The following is a 17,743-nucleotide window of genomic DNA, read 5'->3' as shown; positions in this document are numbered from 1 at the left end:
CCCAAAAAGTAACACCTTTATTTATTTCGTAAAGCGTGATTCATTAGTGTTTGTGTCTGTTTTCAGAAGATACAGATAATTTTTTTCTACCTTTTGCTCTTCTTCTTGCAAGGACTTTTCTTCCGTTAGCACTAGACATACGCTCTCTGAAGCCGTGCTTATTTTTTCTCTTCCTTTTAGATGGTTGAAACGTTCTTTTCATTTTAAATATCTTTTATCTTCTGTAAAACTCGTTTTTGGCTGTCTTTAAAACTGCGTGCAAATATACAAAGCTTTTTATCTACTGCAAATACTAATTAAAAATAATTTCGAATAGTTTTTATTACCTTTGCAGCCTGAAAAACCAAAGCGCAAATGTTTCATAAAAATATCAAATTAGTTCTTGCAGGCCTGGTAATCGCTGCCGCAGTATGGCAATTTATTGAAGGTCACATAGGTAATGGTATTTCTCTTATTCTCCTAGCCGGAATTTTTATCTTCCTTTATTTCAAAAACGAAATCATCCTTCTTGCCTTTTTGCGCCTGAGAAAACAGGATTTTGAAGGAGCAAAAAAATGGCTTGATAAAATTAAAGACCCGGAAAAAGCGCTAACGCAGAAACAACAGGGCTATTACTGGTACCTTCACGGTCTCATGGTTTCGCAATCTAATATCACTCAAGCTGAAAAGCATTTCAGAAAAGCGATCAGGCTTGGCTTAAGTATGGATCATGACCTGGCAATGGCGAAACTAAATCTTGCAGGGATCGCTATGACCAAACGTCGTAAACGAGAGGCTACCATGCTTTTAGCTGAAGCAAAGAAGCTGGATAAACATGGAATGATGGCCGATCAAATTCGCATGATGAAAGACCAAATGAAACGTATCTAAGTTGTTAATTTTTGAAAAATTATCTTAACTGATATTTTCAACTAATTTCTGTGCTTTTCAACGAGTAAATTTCTACTGAAGATAAGCTTAGACTAATTTCGCAAATGTTACGCCCCACAAACATTTGCATGAAGAGACTTTTACTTGTTTTTCTTTTTTTAAGCCCCACCCTTTTTGCTCAGATCATACAAGAGCCTGAGCCAGAGAAAGTTTACTTCTCTGAAGCTTTGGCCATGCATCTCGATGATTATAACAAAAAAGCTGATTTGGCTTACCGCTTCCGCGATTATGACAAAGCGGAACAACTTTTTGACTCTCTTACCAATAATCTTCTGGAGGGTTCCTATATGAATGATTTTGAATTTCATACACTGGCCCGAAAAAACAATACTATACGTCTTTCAGATTTTGACAAACCGGTTTTCCTAATCACCTACGCTTCATGGTGTGTCCCCGGAAAAGGACAAATTCCGGCCTTGAACAAACTCGCTAATCAATTTGCCGGCCGTATCGATTTTGTAGTCCTTTTTTGGGACAAAAAAGATAAGGTCGAGGAACTTTCCAGCCAGTTCAATGAGCAGATCAAGGTTGTGTATGTAGATGAAACTAAAAACAATGGTGCTTACGTGGTTAAACAACTGAAGCACTCTCTTGGCCTTCCAACCTGTTTTCTGATGACTGCCGATAAGCGTATCGCAGATATTCGCAGAAGTGTTTTCCCAGCCTTTAACGCTGCGGAGGAAACAGCCTACCGCGAAAATTACCAGCAAATGGAAGCTTCCATCGCCAACAATCTCATCAACAAATACGAAGATGATTATGTTGGCAATGAATAGATCTTATTTTACTGCTGGATAATAACCTTCTTCCGGAATTGAAATATAATAGGCTTTTCTTGAAGCGTTCTTTAAATGGTCATCCCGCAGCCAGGGATTATGGATTTTCAGAGTCTTATAATTGATCCCGAATTTCTCAGCAAAATCTGGAAAATCCTTTACCACTGTATCTACTCTTACCTTTTTAACAGGAACAGGCTGATATAGATCATCTGGCTGGTAATCGAAACCATATTTTTCTGGATTGTTCATGATCTCTTTCAAAGCAAGGATTCTGAAAACATATCTTCCGGTCTCCTCCCCTAGCAATAGATCATAATAACCTGACACTTTCTGGCGGCCGAGTTGTTTATCAACACCATATTGCCCTGCGTTGTAAGAGGCCGCAGCCAGGGTCCAGCTACCAAAGCGTTCTTTGGCCTTCTTCAAATAATCACTTGCAACGCGTGTAGATTTTTCAATATTATAACGTTCATCCACGTTATCGTTAATCTCCAGTCCATACTCCTTCCCGGTACCTTCCATTAATTGCCAAAAACCTACTGCACCTGCGGGTGAAACAGCCTGTGTGAGCCCGCTTTCAATCACCGCCAGATATTTAAAATCTTCTGGTACACCTTCTTCTTTCAAAATCTCTTCGATTACTGGGAAATACTTATTCGCTCTTTTGATTAATAAAAGTGCGTTTGATTGCCAGTACGTATTTACCAGTAATTCCCTGTCTAATCGTTCATATACATCAGGATCATTTAATGGGGCGCTTTCTCCAGCAAAAGATGCTTTTTCAGGCACTGGCAGCGCTTTGATACGGTACGTTTCTGCAACACTTTTTTCAGAAATTGTGGAATTGACATTCGTTTCATTTGGTTCCTCAACACGATTTGGCTGCTGCACGGCGTTGATGCTCAAGGCACTCACGCTCAGTACTCCTATTACAATTCCTATTGTTTTTACAGTTTTCATATTAGCTGATTTTTTCTTTTTTAATTTTTTTCTTCAATTTTCCGGTTAGGATCAAATCGGGTAAATTTTCGTTAAACCATCGAAAACGGTTGACGATCATAATATGAGTTCCACCCTTCACTAAAATTGCATCTTTCACATATTTCACCGGAAAGACTTCATCTTTATCACCGTGAATATGAATAACCTTTTCATCTGGCAATTCGCATTTCCAGGTAAGCATTTGCTTAATAGCCCAATCCAGGTATTGCTTATCAGTAATCGAAATATATTGCTTGTATAATTTCGCACGCTTTTTCAGAAAATTTCCTACTGCTACTTTTTCGAACTGATCTACATAATTTACCAAACCTGTAGGCAAAATTTTAAATAAACCTGTTTTCGCAGCAAACTTCATCCTTGGTGGAAGCTCATCGGTACATTTCACACTGGAAATAATGATGAGGCGTTTTAAATCAAGGAACTTTGCCATTTCCTGGACGATGACACCACCAAAAGATACGCCAATGAGTACGGCATGCTCATGTTTAACAAATTTCGACATCTTTTCAGCATAGGCCTCGAGGCTTTCATCCCGATCTGGCATTTGCCATTCCAAAAGGTGCATCTCGAACCGGCTTTCGTCTAGTATAAGATTCTCAAAAATAGAAGGAGCCGCAGCCATACCAGGCATGAAATAAACATGAGTGATTTTTGAAGCTTCCGTCATTTTAACAAGTGTATAACAGCAAAAATTCGGCTTAAAGCGTAAATTTACTATTCAAAATTACCGGATTACTACCGACTTTCAAATAAACCTTACCTATTATTATGGAAAAAGTTTTTCACCCAGCGAATTCGCGCGGGAAAGCCGATTTTGGATGGCTTAAGGCAAATTATTCATTCAGCTTCGCCAATTTTTTTGATCCTAATAAGACCAATTTTGGGCTTTTACGGGTTCTGAATGATGATACTGTAGCAGCAGGTATGGGTTTCGGGACACATCCGCACCGGGATATGGAAATTATCACCATTCCCCTTTCTGGCCAGGTACGTCATCGCGATAGTATGGACCACACCAAAGTGGTGAAAGCAGGAGAAGTTCAGGTAATGAGCGCCGGAACCGGTGTGGAACACAGTGAAATGAATCCTTCACAACACGATCTCAATATGCTTCAGATCTGGATATTCCCCGAAAAACAAGGCCTGGAACCACGATATGACCAGAAAAATTATGAGCATTTACTTCAAAAGAATGAGCTAATTGACCTCGTTACTCCAAAATCAGACCAAAAGGAAGAGGCTGTTTGGATCAACCAGAACGCCTACCTAAAGCTAGGAGAATTTGAAAGTGGCAGGAAAATTGCTTATAATCTTCAGAATCAAGAACATGGCGTTTATATATTCTTAATTGATGGAAGCCTGAAAATTGACGATCATACTCTGGAAAAACGAGACGCCATGGGTGTTTGGAAAACTTCCAGCCTTACAATTGAAGTCTTAAAACAATCAAAGGTTCTTTTAATCGAAGTGCCTATGAGTTAAAATAAAACTATGAGCAGCACTGATTTAGTCATTACAGATAACGAATTTCTAAGGCAATTTGAGACCCGGTTCGGCGACGAACTGGCGACTATAGAATATTCTCAGCAGGAACGCAAGATCTTTCTCACAAAGATAAAATTACCTGAAAACGCAAAAGACCAGCAGGAAGAATTTATCAAAGCGGTGCTGGAAGAAATTAAAACGAGGAATACCAGAGTTGTTCCCACTAGTCCTGAAATTGCTGGTTTTATGCGGCGGAATCGCAGAAAATACAAAGATCTGCTTCCGGTAGGGATCAATATTTAAATCAGCTCAATACCGCTTGCGGCTCCGTGACATATTCAAAACGAACAAGCCCGTCTTCATCAATTTTTGTCAGCTTAATTTGTTGAAGTGTATTGACTAATTCAGGATTCCAGGGAGTTTTCACCTTCACATAGTTTTCCGTAAAACCGTGAATATAACCTTCTTTGTTCTCCCCTTCAAAAAGAACTGTCCTAAGCGTTCCAAGCTGACTTTCATAAAAGGCCCTTCTCTTCTTAGCTGAGAGACCTCTGAGCATTTTACTGCGCTTTTTCCGAACCTTTAAAGGAACCACTCCATCCATTTCTGCGGCTGGCGTATTATCTCTTTCCGAATAGGTGAAAACATGCAGGTACGAAATATCCAATTCGTTCAGAAAATTATAGGTTTCGAGGAAATGTTCTTCGCTCTCGCCCGGAAAACCTACAATCACATCCACACCTATACAGGCATGTGGCATCACTTTTCTGATCTGCGACACTCGGTCTACATACAGATCACTCAGGTAGCGCCTGCGCATTTTCTTCAGAATATCATCGCTTCCACTTTGTAATGGAATGTGGAAATGCGGAACAAACGTACGGCTGGAAGCCACAAAATCGATCGTTTCATTTTTCAGCAGGTTGGGCTCAATGGAAGAAATTCTCAAACGTTCGATACCTTCCACTTCATCCAGTGCTTTCACCAGATCCAGAAAAGTATGCTCATGCTTCTTATTCCCGAATTCGCCTTTTCCGTAATCACCAATATTGACGCCAGTAAGCACAATTTCCTTGATTCCCTGTTCTGAAATTTCCGCGGCATTTATTAGCACATTTTCCAGTTTATCACTTCGGGAAATTCCACGTGCCAGCGGAATCGTACAGTACGTGCATTTATAATCACATCCATCCTGAACCTTCAGGAACGCGCGGGTCCTATCCCCAATGGAATAAGAACCAACGTAAAAATCGGCTTCATTGATCTCACAGGAATGCACTTCACCGTGATCATTTTTAGTAAGATCGTTCAGATAATCGGTGATCTTGAATTTTTCAGTAGCCCCAAGGACCAAATCCACCCCGTCTACTGCGGCAAGTTCTTCGGGTTTTAGCTGGGCATAACAACCAACGGCGATCAGGAACGCATTTTCATTGGCTTTCTGCGCCTGTTTAACGATGGTTTTAAAACGCTTATCGGCATTTTCAGTAACTGAACAGGTATTGATGACATAAATATCCGCTTCTTCTGAAAATTCAACCCTCTCAAAGCCTTCATTTTCAAAGGAACGAGCAATGGTAGACGTTTCTGAAAAATTCAGTTTACATCCAAGGGTATAAAACGCTACTTTCTTCTGTTTGGTCATAATCCTAATTCTCTGCAAGCCAATTTGGGCCTGCAAAGATACCAACTAAAATGATTTCTGAAAAACCTTTCACAAGACGAATTCCTTACAAATATTTGATTTTCAACTATTGTATCAAAAATATTTGTATTTTTAGAATTGTTCAGCTAATGAAAATGCAATCTGCAAACCCCAACCAAAGTGCTGTTTCCTTGCGGAAAAAGCCCAGAAGTCGAAGATCCTACTCCAGCACCCTAAGGATGGAGAGAGACTTTCAAAAAGGTCGTTTAACTGAAGCGGACCTAGAAGAATTTCAGAAAAGTATTATTGAGTTCAATAAAAAGCGTCAATATCGCACGCTGGCGGTGTTCGCCATGATCGTGCTCAGTATGGGTGTGGCCTGGTATCTCTTTTTATATTAGAATCTCCGCCATTTCGCAGTTTCTTCGAAAACATGTTCCAGGATGTTCTTATCGGCATCTGTTAATTCCAGGTTTCGCCTTTTAAGAACCAATTCTGCTGTTTCAAATACTTTGTCGAGTTTATATACGCTCATACCGGCGCTTCCACCCCAGCTGAAACTCGGAACAAAATTTCGTGGAAAACCACTTCCGAAGATATTGGCACTCACACCAATTACCGTCCCGGTATTAAACATGGTATTAATAGCGCATTTACTATGATCCCCCATGATCAATCCGCAGAACTGAAGTCCGGTTTTTGAAAAACCCTCTTTATCATAATCCCAAAGCCTTACTTCCGCATAATTATTTTTGAGATTTGAATTATTGGTATCTGCACCCAGATTACACCATTCACCCAGCACCGAGTTCCCCAGGAAGCCGTCGTGGCCTTTATTGGAGTTCTGGAACATGACCGAATTATTGATCTCTCCTCCGGCTTTGCAATTGGGACCAATAGTCGTAGGGCCATAAATCTTTGCACCCATTTTAATGATTGCATGATCTCCTAAAGCAAAGGGCCCACGAATGTGCGTTCCCTCCATCACCATCGCATTTTTACCAATATAGATCGGGCCTGAACTCGCATTCAGCGAACAAAATTCGACTTCTGCACCTTCTTCAATAAAAATAGACTCTGGATTTTTCGCGTGTACGTGCTGCGGAATTGGCTGGGAAGTTCTTCCCGTGGTGAGCAGCTTAAAATCGGCTTCAATAGCCGCAGCATTTTTGGAGAAAATATCCCAGGTATGCTGAATTTGAAGAATTTCACGGGTATATGGAACATCTTTGTAAGAATCGGTTTCTTCAAAATAAACCAAAACCTGAGCATCCTGAACGAGTCGTTCTCCCGGTTTCAGTTCCTGAATTGCCTGTATTAAATCTTCATCAGGACACAGGGAAGCATCTATAAAAATATTGGAGCTTTCTTTTTGAGCTGGCCATTTACCACGGAGATAATCCTGAGTCTGGATGGCTAATTTGGTTTCTAAAACATGTTGCCATTTTTCTCTAATGGTTAGAATTCCCACCCGGATTTCAGCCACCGGCCGTGTAAAAGTAAATGGCAGCAAGTTATTCCTGGATGGACCGTCAAAAAGAATATAATTCATCAATTCTGATTTTGATTCAAAAATAAGAGTTCCTGAAAATATCAGCGTTTAGATTAGGTTAAAATAAAAAAGCCGCATATAGCGGCTTTGTATCTTGAATCTAAGCGTAGAAATTATTTTTTCTTGAACTTAGCGTATTTGTTCTTGAACTTGTCAATTCTACCAGCACTATCAACCAATTTGGTTTGCCCAGTGTAGTATGGGTGTGAAGTTCTGGAAATTTCCAGTTTTACCAACGGGTACTCAGTTCCTTCAACTTCAATAGTTTCTTTGGTCTTAGCAGTAGACTTTGTAATGAATACGTCATCATTAGACATATCTTTAAAAGCTACTAATCTATAATTTTCCGGATGGATTCCCTGCTTCATCGCTTTGATCTTTATAATTTTTCGAGGTGCAAATTTAAATAATATTTCTTCATGAGCAAATAGCTTCAGAAAAAAATTTAGAAATTTCTCGTGTAACGTTTTCCTATATTTGTTAACTAACTGCTAAATTAACTATCTAAACAATCAAAATTATGGAAAGTCCCGCAAAAAAAGTATCGGTTGCTTATGGTATATACCTTGGCGTCGCACTGATCCTTATTACTGTTTTAGCTTATGCGTTTGACCTGGCCCTGTTCACCAAGTGGTGGTTCGGGATCCTGATCATTCTGTTCACCATTATCATGGGAGGTTTTGCTGCCAGTAAAGCGAAAAAAGCAAGCACCGAACTATTCTCGTTCAAAAAAGCCTTTGGCTCTTATTTTCTAACCATTTTCATCGGAACCTTCATCGGTCTCCTATTCTCGTTCTTACTATTCAACGTGGTCGATCCTGCTGCTTCTGAAACGCTTACCGAACTTACAATGGAATCTACCCGTTCCATGATGGAACGCTTTGGCGCTCCGGAAGACCAGATCAATGAAGCCTTGCGCAATATGCAGGATAACAACCAGTTTTCACTGGTAAACCAATTAAAAGGTTACGCTTTTCAACTGGTATTGTATGCATTGTTAGGACTTATTGTATCTTTGATCGTTCGTGAGAAAGAGCAAGTAAACGTCTAAGAATGCAAATATCGGTTGTAATACCACTTCTAAACGAAGAACAATCTTTAGTAGAATTATATAATTGGATCGCAAAAGTCTTGCGATCCAATTCCTTTTCATATGAGATCATTTTCATAGATGATGGTAGTACCGATAATTCCTGGAAAACCATTGAATCGCTTTCGCTGAATGATGAAAACGTCAAAGGCATTCGTTTCAATAGAAATTATGGCAAATCGCAGGCTCTACATGCCGGTTTCCTTAAAGCCTCCGGTGACGTGGTCATCACGATGGATGCTGATCTTCAGGACAATCCGGAAGAGATCCCGGAACTTTACCGAATGATCACCCAGGAAGATTACCAGCTGGTGTCAGGCTGGAAGAAAAAAAGATACGATAATGTGCTCACGAAGAATATTCCTTCCAAAATCTTCAACGCAGCCGCCAGAAAAACTTCCGGAGTCCAATTACACGATTTTAATTGCGGACTCAAGGCCTACAAGCAGGAAGTCATCAAGAATATCGACGTTTACGGTGAAATGCATCGATATATCCCGGTTTTAGCCAAAAATGCAGGCTTTTACCGCATAACTGAAAAAGAAGTAAAGCACCAGGCCCGTAAGTACGGAAAGACGAAGTTTGGGATCAATCGGTTCATTTACGGTTTTCTGGATCTCATTAGTATCTGGTTTTTATCCAAATTTGGCCGCCGCCCCATGCATCTTTTCGGCTCCCTGGGGGTTTTGATGTTCATTATCGGTTTTATTTCCGCAGGCTGGATCGGCTTTTCCAAATTATACAAGCTTTACCATCATCAGCCCAATACATTAGTGGCGCTCAATCCCTGGTTTTACATAGCTCTTACCGTAATGATCATTGGAACGCAGTTTTTCCTTGCCGGTTTCCTCGGTGAATTGATCCTGAGATCGAAAAGAGATAAAGAACGCTACCTCATTCGTAAAACCACAGCGAATATTTAAGGCCTTTACAGGAATTATCTTATTTTTGTTTTTCCAATAAATTGAACCAACATGGCGAATATCAAACCTGAAATTCTTCAGAAAGCCGACGCGTGGCTTAGCGACACATTTGACGAAGAGACAAAAGCGGAAATCAGCCGAATGAAAGCTGAAAATCCGCAGGAACTGGAAGAAAGCTTTTATAAAAATGCCGAATTCGGAACCGGTGGCATGCGCGGCATCATGGGTGTGGGTACCAACCGCATCAATAAATATACGTTGGGAAAAAACACTCAGGGTCTTTCAGATTATCTGAAGAAGTCTTTTCCTGGCGAAGAATTAAAGGTTGCGATTGCTTATGATTGCCGCAATAACAGTCAAAAACTGGCACAGGTGGTAGCTGATGTTTTTTCAGCGAACGGGATTAAGGTCTTTCTGTTTTCAGAATTACGCCCTACGCCCGAATTATCATTTGCTGTAAAGGAGCTTGGATGTCACTGCGGAATCGTTCTTACTGCCAGTCACAACCCGCCGGAATACAACGGTTATAAAGTCTACTGGCAGGATGGTGGCCAATTAGTTCCTCCCCAGGACAAAGAATTGGTGGATTTGATCAATAATCTGGAATATGAAAAGATCAATTTTGAGGCAAATTCAGCATTGATCGAGAAAATTGATAAAAAAGTGGACGAGTCTTTTGCTGAAGCTTCAGTCAAAAACGGAAGTTTTGATATGGAAGCTTCCGCTAGGCAAAATCTGAAAATCGTCTTCACTTCTCTACACGGAACTTCGATCACACAGGTTCCGGACGTTTTGCAGAAAGCCGGTTTTACTGATGTGCATATCGTTGAGGAACAAAAGGAACCAAACGGCAATTTTCCAACTGTAAAATCTCCGAATCCTGAAGAGCCGGCAGCCCTGAAAATGGCGCTGGAACTGGCAGATGCCAAGGATGCCGATATCGTGATTGGTACAGATCCCGATTGTGATCGCCTTGGAGTGGCTGTTCGTGATCTTGATAATAAAATGATCCTTCTTAATGGAAACCAGACCATGTTACTCATGTCCTGGTACCTGCTTGAAAAATGGAAAAAAGAGAACCGGATCCAGGGCAAGGAATTTATGGCTTCTACCATAGTTTCTACGCCCATGCTGAAAAACCTGGTGGAAGATTATGGTGTGGAATACAAAGAAGTTCTTACCGGTTTCAAATGGATCGCAAAACTGATTAAAGATCACCCGGAATTGAATTTCATCGGAGGGGGTGAAGAGAGTTTTGGTTACATGGTAGGAGATTTTGTGCGTGACAAAGACGCTGTCACTTCTACCCTTCTGGCCTGTGAGATCGCTGCTGACCTCAAATCTAAAGGCAGCTCGTTCTACCAGCAGCTCCTCGAACTTTATGTAAAATACGGTTTGTATAAGGAAGAATTGATCTCGTTAGTAAAAAAAGGAATTCAGGGTGAAAAAGAGATCAAGCAAATGCTGATCAACCTGCGTGAAAATCCCTGGGAAATGGTTGATGGTGAACAGGTGGTGTTAGTGGAAGATTACCAGTCTTCCGTAGCCAAAAACGTTCAGAACCATACGGAACATCCCATCGATATTCCCAAGTCAAATGTTCTGATTTATTATACGGAAGCCGGTACAAAGATCGCGGCAAGACCAAGCGGCACCGAACCGAAGATCAAATTTTACATCAGCGTGAATACTGATCTTGCTGCTGTTTCAGAATATGAAAAAACCGAAAAGGAACTTTCAGAAAAAATTCAACGAATCAAATCAGAACTCAGTCTGGGTTAAGCAAAGTTTTAAATGACCTATTTTCGAAAAATCATTCAGTTCGCGAAACCTTATAAGATTTACGCGATACTGAATATCATTTGTAATATTTTCTATGCGATCTTCAGTACGCTGTCGTTCATCGCGCTCATTCCAGTGATTAAGGTCCTGTTTGACAAGACCGAACGGGTAAACGAACAACCTGTCTGGGAAGGAATTGGTCATTTAAAAGACTACGCCGTTGATTATTTCAATTTCTATGTGACACAACGCGTGAATGAAGACGAGATTTCTGCACTCATCTTTATTTGCGGTATCGTGGTAGCCCTGTTTTTCCTGAAAAACCTGTTTGGCTACCTGTCATCTTTTTTTCTCACCTTTCTTCGGAACGGTGTACTAAAGGATGTTCGCGATGCACTCTACCATAAGATCCTGGAACTCCCGGTAAGCTATTTTTCTGAAAAGAAAAAAGGAGATATTATTTCCCGAATTACTGCGGATGTCAATGAAGTTCAGGTTTCGTTTTTATCGGTTTTGGAACTCATCGTTCGGGAGCCGTTGACGATACTTTTCACTATTCTGGCCATGTTGCTGATGAGCGCCAAGCTCACCCTGTTCGTATTTGTTTTTTTGCCTATTTCCGGATTTGTTATTTCATTAATTGGAAAAAAACTAAAAAAACAGTCCAATTTAGCGCAGCAGGAAAACGGGCATTTTTTGGGAATCGTGGAAGAGACACTTTCCAGTTTAAAAATCATCAAAGGCTTTAATGCAGAGAAGCGTTTTGATGCCCGTTTTAAGGAATCCACCAGCAGGCTCAATAATATTCTGAATAGCCTCATAAATCGCCAAAATTTAGCTTCCCCTACCAGTGAATTCCTCGGGATCTTTGTGATCGTGATCATTTTATGGTTCGGTGGAAACATGGTACTGGTAGATGGTACACTTGATGCGGCTACTTTTATAGCGTTCCTGGGTCTCGCTTATAATATTTTAACTCCCGCCAAACAAATTTCCAAAGCTTCCTACAGCGTGAAGAAAGGAAATGCGGCTGCGGAAAGAATCCTAGAAATCCTGGAAACCCCTTCCAATCTTACCGATGCCCCTGATGCGATTGAAAAAAGAGCGTTCGACGAAAAAATTAGTATCGATCAGGTAAACTTCAGTTACGAAGACGAAAAGGTGTTGAAAAACTTCAGCATAGAAGTACCAAAGGGAAAAACCGTCGCACTGGTGGGTCAATCTGGTTCAGGAAAATCAACCATTGCCAACCTGATCACCCGTTTTTATGACGTTCAGAAAGGTTCGATTTCCATGGACGGTATAGATATCAAAAAAATTAAAAAATCATCACTGCGCAACCTCATGGGCTTGGTCACTCAGGACAGTATTCTCTTTAATGATACGGTGCGGAATAATATTATCTTGGGAAAACCAGATGCCAGCGATGAAGAAATTATCGATGCACTCAAGGTTGCCAATGCCTGGGAATTTGTGAAAGATTTGCCCCAGCAACTGGAAACCAATATTGGGGACAGCGGGAATAAATTAAGTGGCGGGCAGAAACAACGTTTATCTATTGCCCGGGCCGTGCTGAAGAATCCACCACTAATGATCCTCGACGAAGCCACTTCGGCCCTGGATACCGAAAGTGAAAAACTGGTTCAGAAAGCCCTGGAAAATATGATGAAAAATCGTACTTCAGTAGTAATTGCCCACCGACTTTCCACCATCCAGAACGCTGATAATATCGTGGTCATGCAACGTGGGGAGATCGTGGAACAGGGAAAACATCAGGAATTGATCGCCAAAAACGGAACCTACAAAAAGCTGGTGGAAATGCAATCTTTTGACTAGTTCTTCTGCTGAATTTCTCCCAATTCCAATGCTTGCTCATAGTTCACCGAAATACTGGAAAATGCATTGAAAAATTTTCGACCATCCAGTCTTTTCAGGATTAACCTGGTATAAGCTTTTTTAGTTTTTACGGCACTAACATATAATGGAACGCCATGCAGGCTTTTGAAATTGACAACTCCATTTTTCTTTAAAATGAAGTTTTTCTGAGGTGCTAGCAATGATTCCAAATGATGATATTCAGAAACATGAAGGACGAAACGATCGCCAATAACTGGTTTTTTATCCTGAGCCAGAGCAGAAAAACCCATTAATATCACAAAAAGAAGAATTTGAAGATTTCTCATTTTTAACCATCTTTTTGACTAAAATCTTAAAATTTACGGTGTAAAACAAGAGAAATGAAAAAACGGATGGTAGGTCCATCCGTTTTTTATCAATATACCGTTTCCACTTTGGGGCTGCTGGAAACGATCTTTGAATTCAATCTTAAGGGCAAAAAAAGGTTGAATTATTTCGTAATGAGGTAAATGTAGGAATCAAACCTATACGTCACAAATAAAATATGCTTTTTGTCAATATTTTATGTATTTCATCGATTTAAGAAGTGTTATTTGTAAGATTTTACTTTCTTTTCAGAGGTAGAGATTTAAATTTTTCTTTATACCACCTTTTACTACCTTTATCGCCCGATCTAAATTCCAATAATCTTTAAAATTGAATAATTCCGAAGAGCAATTTATAGCAAGGCTCCAGGACGATAAGACTGCGAGGGAAGCTTTCAGTGAGCTGGTAAACAATTACCAGCAGCGGCTCTACTGGCATATTAGGAACATGGTCAAAGATCATGATGATGCAGATGATGTGCTCCAGAATACCTTTCTAAAGGTGTATCGAAATATCAAGAAATTCAAAGGAGACAGTAAGCTCTACAGCTGGATGTACCGCATCGCTACCAATGAAGCCATTACTTTTTTAAATCATAAAGCCCGCAGACTAAAGATTTCTTCGGAAGAACTTCAGGAAAAGATCATCGATAACCTGGAAAGTGATGTGTATTTCGAAGGTGATGAGATCCAGCTAAAATTACAAAAAGCCATCGCGACCCTTCCTGAAAAACAACAGCAGGTTTTCAATATGAAATATTTTCAGGAACTAAAATACCGGGAAATTTCAGAAATCCTGGAAACAAGTGAAGGAGCCTTGAAAGCCTCCTATCATATCGCGGTGAAAAAGATTGAAGAATTTTTAAAAACCAATTAAACCTTTTAAAATACCAATAGTCAAAAGACCACATGAAGAAGAAATTTTCAAAATATGATCAGGATTCAGGCTTTCGAGTGCCAGGTAACTATTTTAGTGACCTGTCTTCTCGTATTATGAATGAGCTGGATGACACACAGAACATTCCTGTCGCTGAGCCCGGTTTTGGCCTTCCTGATGACTATTTTGAAAATCTTGAACAGAAAATTTTCTCGAAAATAGACCGGCCTGAACCGAAAGTTGTGCCGTTCTATCGAGGGAAATTCTGGACGTATGCTGCTGCAGTCGTGGTTATTGGCCTTTTGTTATTCGCAAATCTTTTCAAATCGAAACCTTCTCAAGCTGTGAGCTGGGATGATATAGAAGTTTCCGTAATGGAAGATTATATTGATGAAGGTTACGATATGGGCATTATTGACCTCGACACCGATGACTATTCAGAATTTATTTTTGATGATGGCAAACTTGTTGATGATGCCGACTTTGAAAACGTGAATTCGGATGCCGTGTATGATTATCTCGAAGAAAACCTTGATGATCGGGCAGATATACTGGAATAATATGAAAAATCTAATTTTTACCATTTTCCTGGTAGTGGCCTTTGGCCAGGTTGTTAGTGCTCAGGAAGAAGATCCTCAGGAGCGCTATGAGCGCATCAAAGCTTTGAAAGTCGCCTATTTTACACAGGAAATGAAATTCAGTGATAAGGTTGCTGAAAAGTTCTGGCCCATCTACAATCAATATGAGGTGGAGCGGCGGAAATTATACGAGCGAGAACACATTGAACTCAATAACGTGGAATGTATGAGCGAGGACGAGGCAGATAAGCTGATGACCGAGTTCCTAACCGTGGAAAGTGAAGAGTATAAGATCAAAAAGCAGCTGTTTCGGGATCTGAAGAATATTATGTCAGCCAAAGACATTATCAAACTCCAGCAGCTGGAAGATGAATTTCACAAAAAATTGATTAAAGAATACCGGTCTAAAAAAGACCGCGGACAGTCCTAAGAAATGAGTAGGTAACGCTATTCATATTTAGTTTTTTGGTTAGTTAGTAGTTGATAATCCGGCAATCTTCATTGATTGTCGGATTATTATTTTACCGAAAATCTAACCGGGCAATTCGTCCTTTTCCAGCGGCATAGGCGGTAGAATCATTTAAAAACCGGATCGTGTAAAATCCTTCTTCGGATAGATTTTTCCAGGTCTCTCCCCCATCTGAAGTATAATCGATTCCCGTAAAACCAACCGCCACAATATGCTTTGCATCACCATTTGGAAAGTAACGTACACTGCTTTTGTAGCCGGGATTATTTCCATCGGCAATCAGTTTCCAGGTCTTCCCTCCATCCGAAGTAATTGCCTTATTTCCAGAATTTCCTTCCGGTTTGGTATAATCTCCACCGATAATGATTCCGTTTTCCGCATCATAAAAGTCCATGGAATATCCACCCTGTGTAGGTTCTCCCTGTAGTAGCGGGGTGTCGAAAACTTCCCAGGTATGACCTTTATCAGTAGAATGATAGATTCGTGATTTAACGCCACCACTAAGAACCCAGGCCTCGTCTCCCTGAATGGCGATATTAGAATTGCTGGCAGCAAAAGCTGCTTCACCTTCTTCAGCTTTTGGCAACATACTGCAATCTAATTTTTCCCAGTTTTGCCCCCCATCGCGTGTCACGATCATAGAAAGGCATTTATCGGTTGGATCACCAATGGCGATTCCTTCATTCTCATTCCAAAATGCCACGGCGTCATAAAAAGCTTTTTCATGGTCTTCCTGGTAAACCAGTTTCATCTTCCCATCATCGCCGGTTTTGTACAGTAAGGCAGGACTTCCAACGCTCAGCATAAAGAAATCATTTGCTGTACTCGCCAGCGAACGAAATTCCGGAGTGATCGTATCGAATTCCTGAGTGCTGATTTTCCAGACTTTATTAGCGGAATTGAACAAACCGTAGGAACCCTTGTTTGCGGCAAAAACCACGTTTTTTCCAATAATTTCGATAGCTCTGATGCTCAGTGAATCATTTTCAAGTATCGGCTCAATGTTGACCTGGGTATATTTTTTAGAAAGTTTAGGTGTATCGGCTTCTTCGGAAGTGTTCTTTTGCTCGTTTTTACAGGCTACAAGCAAAATCAATAAAAGCGGAAAGAGTTTTCTCATGATTGCATTTTGAATCAAATATAAAGGTTTCCCTTTCAAAAAAACGTACCTTTGCGGCCTTAAAAAACAGAATTATGCGATTACACCGAAACCTTGTTTTTGCTACAATAGATGCCCTTTCAGAAATATTTAATGAAGGAAGCTATGCCGATAAGGTCATTGAAAAAACGCTGAAGCGCGATAAGCGCTGGGGTTCTCGAGATCGCAGTTTTATTGCTGAAACTACCTATGATATCGTTCGCTGGAAAAGATTGTATTCCGAAATTGCAGATGTCAAACAGCCATTCAAACGCGAAGATCTTTTTAGAATGTTTACCGTTTGGGCGGTGCTGCGAGGAATTGAGCTACCAGACTGGCCGCAATTTGCCGGCACCCCGGAACGACGGATCAAAGGTCGCTTTGATGAGCTGAGTAAAACCCGGAAATACCGTGAATCTATTCCAGACTGGATGGATGAATTAGGTGAAAAGGAACTCGGAGCAGATACCTGGACCAGGGAAATCAAAGCTTTGAATAACCAGGCGCCGGTAGTCATTCGGGCAAACCGTTTGAAGATCACTCCAAAAGATCTGGTGGCTGTTTTGGCACAGGAAGAAATTGAAACCCACAACCTGAAGAATTATCCCGATGCCCTTGTTTTGAAAGAGCGGGCAAACATCTTTAAAACTAAGGCTTTCCAAAATGGACTTTTTGAGGTTCAGGATGCCAGTTCGCAAAGGGTTGCCGATTTCCTTGATGTGAAACCTGGAATGCGTGTGGTAGATACCTGTGCCGGCGCGGGAGGAAAATCCCTTCACCTGGCTGCTTTGATGGAAAACAAAGGCCAGATCATCGCTTTGGATATCTACGGAAATAAACTGAAGGAATTAAAACGCCGCGCGAAAAGAGCCGGTGCACATAATATCGAAACGCGTAGTATCGATAATAATAAAGTGATCAAGAAGCTTTACAACTCTGCTGATCGTGTACTGATCGATGCGCCATGTAGCGGTCTGGGAGTTCTGAGCAGGAATCCCGATGCTAAATGGAAACTTCAGCCGGAGTTCCTGGATAAAATTCGGGAAACGCAACAGCAAATTCTTCAGCAGTATTCAAAAATGCTTAAAAAAGGTGGGAAAATGGTCTATGCCACCTGTTCTGTTCTGCCTTCAGAAAATCAAAAACAGGTAGAGTTTTTCCTGAATTCCGACGAAGGAAAAGATTTCAAACTGCTGAAAGATGAAAAGATCCTTTCAAGTGACAGCGGTTATGACGGTTTTTACATGGCGCTTCTGGAGAAAAAATAGTTT

21 protein-coding genes are annotated in these 17,743 nt (G+C 40.6%); 13 read left to right on the top strand and 8 right to left on the bottom strand.

Going from position 1 to position 17,743, the window contains the following annotated elements; genetic code table 11:
* Positions 1-43: 43 nt before the first annotated feature.
* Positions 44-202: a 50S ribosomal protein L34 gene (gene rpmH, locus GRFL_RS14545; protein WP_083645310.1), complete on the bottom strand. Its 159-nt coding sequence runs from the start codon at positions 200-202 to the stop codon at positions 44-46.
* Positions 203-354: 152 nt separating this feature from the next.
* On the opposite strand from rpmH, the gene GRFL_RS14540 reads away from it, so the two are divergent.
* Together GRFL_RS14540 and GRFL_RS14535 are read left to right on the top strand one after the other, a co-directional pair.
* A complete protein-coding gene (locus GRFL_RS14540; RefSeq protein ID WP_083645309.1) occupies positions 355-870 on the top strand; it encodes a tetratricopeptide repeat protein in 516 nt (171 codons plus the stop codon).
* A 128-nt stretch (positions 871-998) separates the two neighbouring features.
* Positions 999-1,706 carry a TlpA family protein disulfide reductase gene (locus tag GRFL_RS14535; protein ID WP_083645308.1) on the top strand — a complete coding sequence of 236 codons (708 nt, stop codon included), beginning with the start codon at positions 999-1,001 and terminating at the stop codon, positions 1,704-1,706.
* A 3-nt stretch (positions 1,707-1,709) separates the two neighbouring features.
* Here GRFL_RS14535 and GRFL_RS14530 read toward each other — a convergent pair whose 3' ends face one another.
* Together GRFL_RS14530 and GRFL_RS14525 are read right to left on the bottom strand one after the other, a co-directional pair.
* The gene (locus GRFL_RS14530) at positions 1,710-2,669 is read right to left on the bottom strand and encodes a lytic transglycosylase domain-containing protein (RefSeq protein ID WP_083645307.1); all 960 of its coding nucleotides are present in this window, start codon (positions 2,667-2,669) and stop codon (positions 1,710-1,712) included.
* 1 nt (position 2,670) lies between these two features.
* Positions 2,671-3,378: an alpha/beta hydrolase gene (locus GRFL_RS14525; protein ID WP_083645306.1), complete on the bottom strand. Its 708-nt coding sequence runs from the start codon at positions 3,376-3,378 to the stop codon at positions 2,671-2,673.
* A 101-nt stretch (positions 3,379-3,479) separates the two neighbouring features.
* Between GRFL_RS14525 and GRFL_RS14520 the strand changes: the two genes are divergently transcribed.
* Both GRFL_RS14520 and GRFL_RS14515 read left to right on the top strand, forming a co-directional pair.
* Positions 3,480-4,193 carry a pirin family protein gene (locus GRFL_RS14520; RefSeq protein WP_083645305.1) on the top strand — a complete coding sequence of 238 codons (714 nt, stop codon included), beginning with the start codon at positions 3,480-3,482 and terminating at the stop codon, positions 4,191-4,193.
* A 9-nt stretch (positions 4,194-4,202) separates the two neighbouring features.
* A complete protein-coding gene (locus GRFL_RS14515) occupies positions 4,203-4,499 on the top strand; it encodes an N-acetyltransferase (protein ID WP_083645304.1) in 297 nt (98 codons plus the stop codon).
* 1 nt (position 4,500) lies between these two features.
* Here the strand turns inward: GRFL_RS14515 and mtaB are convergent, their stop codons facing one another.
* The gene (gene mtaB / locus GRFL_RS14510; RefSeq protein WP_083645303.1) at positions 4,501-5,841 is read right to left on the bottom strand and encodes a tRNA (N(6)-L-threonylcarbamoyladenosine(37)-C(2))-methylthiotransferase MtaB; all 1,341 of its coding nucleotides are present in this window, start codon (positions 5,839-5,841) and stop codon (positions 4,501-4,503) included.
* Between the two features lie 239 nt (positions 5,842-6,080).
* On the opposite strand from mtaB, the gene GRFL_RS18035 reads away from it, so the two are divergent.
* Positions 6,081-6,242: a hypothetical protein gene (locus tag GRFL_RS18035; protein ID WP_157493004.1), complete on the top strand. Its 162-nt coding sequence runs from the start codon at positions 6,081-6,083 to the stop codon at positions 6,240-6,242.
* Here GRFL_RS18035 and GRFL_RS14500 read toward each other — a convergent pair.
* Together GRFL_RS14500 and GRFL_RS14495 are read right to left on the bottom strand one after the other, a co-directional pair.
* Positions 6,239-7,393, bottom strand: a complete 1,155-nt coding sequence (locus GRFL_RS14500) for a GlmU family protein (RefSeq protein WP_083645301.1) — start codon at positions 7,391-7,393, stop codon at positions 6,239-6,241. The two genes, GRFL_RS18035 and GRFL_RS14500, sit on opposite strands and share 4 nt — an antisense overlap.
* Positions 7,394-7,506: 113 nt before the next feature.
* On the bottom strand, positions 7,507-7,761 hold the full coding sequence (locus tag GRFL_RS14495; RefSeq protein WP_083645300.1) for a type B 50S ribosomal protein L31: 255 nt from the start codon (positions 7,759-7,761) through the stop codon (positions 7,507-7,509).
* A gap of 152 nt (positions 7,762-7,913) precedes the next feature.
* Between GRFL_RS14495 and GRFL_RS14490 the strand changes: the two genes are divergently transcribed.
* From GRFL_RS14490 to GRFL_RS14475, 4 genes are read left to right on the top strand one after another with little or no spacing between them, the layout of a single operon-like run.
* Positions 7,914-8,444 carry a DUF4199 domain-containing protein gene (locus tag GRFL_RS14490; protein WP_083645299.1) on the top strand — a complete coding sequence of 177 codons (531 nt, stop codon included), beginning with the start codon at positions 7,914-7,916 and terminating at the stop codon, positions 8,442-8,444.
* A 2-nt stretch (positions 8,445-8,446) separates the two neighbouring features.
* The gene (locus tag GRFL_RS14485; RefSeq protein WP_083645298.1) at positions 8,447-9,406 is read left to right on the top strand and encodes a glycosyltransferase family 2 protein; all 960 of its coding nucleotides are present in this window, start codon (positions 8,447-8,449) and stop codon (positions 9,404-9,406) included.
* A 51-nt stretch (positions 9,407-9,457) separates the two neighbouring features.
* Complete coding sequence (locus GRFL_RS14480) at positions 9,458-11,188, top strand: phospho-sugar mutase (protein WP_083645297.1); 1,731 nt, start codon at positions 9,458-9,460, stop codon at positions 11,186-11,188.
* A 12-nt stretch (positions 11,189-11,200) separates the two neighbouring features.
* Positions 11,201-13,024 (top strand): ABC transporter ATP-binding protein, encoded by a 1,824-nt coding sequence (locus GRFL_RS14475; RefSeq protein WP_083645296.1) that lies wholly within the window; start codon positions 11,201-11,203, stop codon positions 13,022-13,024.
* Here the strand turns inward: GRFL_RS14475 and GRFL_RS14470 are convergent.
* Positions 13,021-13,371 carry a hypothetical protein gene (locus GRFL_RS14470; RefSeq protein ID WP_083645295.1) on the bottom strand — a complete coding sequence of 117 codons (351 nt, stop codon included), beginning with the start codon at positions 13,369-13,371 and terminating at the stop codon, positions 13,021-13,023. The two genes, GRFL_RS14475 and GRFL_RS14470, sit on opposite strands and share 4 nt — an antisense overlap.
* 370 nt (positions 13,372-13,741) lie before the next feature.
* On the opposite strand from GRFL_RS14470, the gene GRFL_RS14465 reads away from it, so the two are divergent.
* The 3 genes from GRFL_RS14465 to GRFL_RS14455 are packed head-to-tail and all read left to right on the top strand — an operon-like array spanning position 13,742 to position 15,295.
* Positions 13,742-14,287: an RNA polymerase sigma factor gene (locus GRFL_RS14465; protein WP_083645294.1), complete on the top strand. Its 546-nt coding sequence runs from the start codon at positions 13,742-13,744 to the stop codon at positions 14,285-14,287.
* A 32-nt stretch (positions 14,288-14,319) separates the two neighbouring features.
* The gene (locus GRFL_RS14460; protein WP_083645293.1) at positions 14,320-14,847 is read left to right on the top strand and encodes a hypothetical protein; all 528 of its coding nucleotides are present in this window, start codon (positions 14,320-14,322) and stop codon (positions 14,845-14,847) included.
* A 1-nt stretch (position 14,848) separates the two neighbouring features.
* A complete protein-coding gene (locus GRFL_RS14455) occupies positions 14,849-15,295 on the top strand; it encodes a hypothetical protein (RefSeq protein ID WP_083646174.1) in 447 nt (148 codons plus the stop codon).
* 91 nt (positions 15,296-15,386) lie between these two features.
* Here GRFL_RS14455 and GRFL_RS14450 read toward each other — a convergent pair whose 3' ends face one another.
* A complete protein-coding gene (locus GRFL_RS14450; RefSeq protein ID WP_083645292.1) occupies positions 15,387-16,454 on the bottom strand; it encodes a WD40/YVTN/BNR-like repeat-containing protein in 1,068 nt (355 codons plus the stop codon).
* Between the two features lie 74 nt (positions 16,455-16,528).
* Here GRFL_RS14450 and GRFL_RS14445 point away from each other — a divergent pair, with 74 nt between their 5' ends.
* Positions 16,529-17,740: an RsmB/NOP family class I SAM-dependent RNA methyltransferase gene (locus GRFL_RS14445; protein ID WP_083646172.1), complete on the top strand. Its 1,212-nt coding sequence runs from the start codon at positions 16,529-16,531 to the stop codon at positions 17,738-17,740.
* Positions 17,741-17,743: the final 3 nt, after the last annotated feature.

It is taken from the genome of Christiangramia flava JLT2011, from assembly GCF_001951155.1.
Classification (GTDB): Bacteria; Bacteroidota; Bacteroidia; order Flavobacteriales; family Flavobacteriaceae; genus Christiangramia; species Christiangramia flava.
Note: the sequence above shows the minus strand (reverse complement) of the source record. Positions and strands in the feature narration are given on the sequence as shown.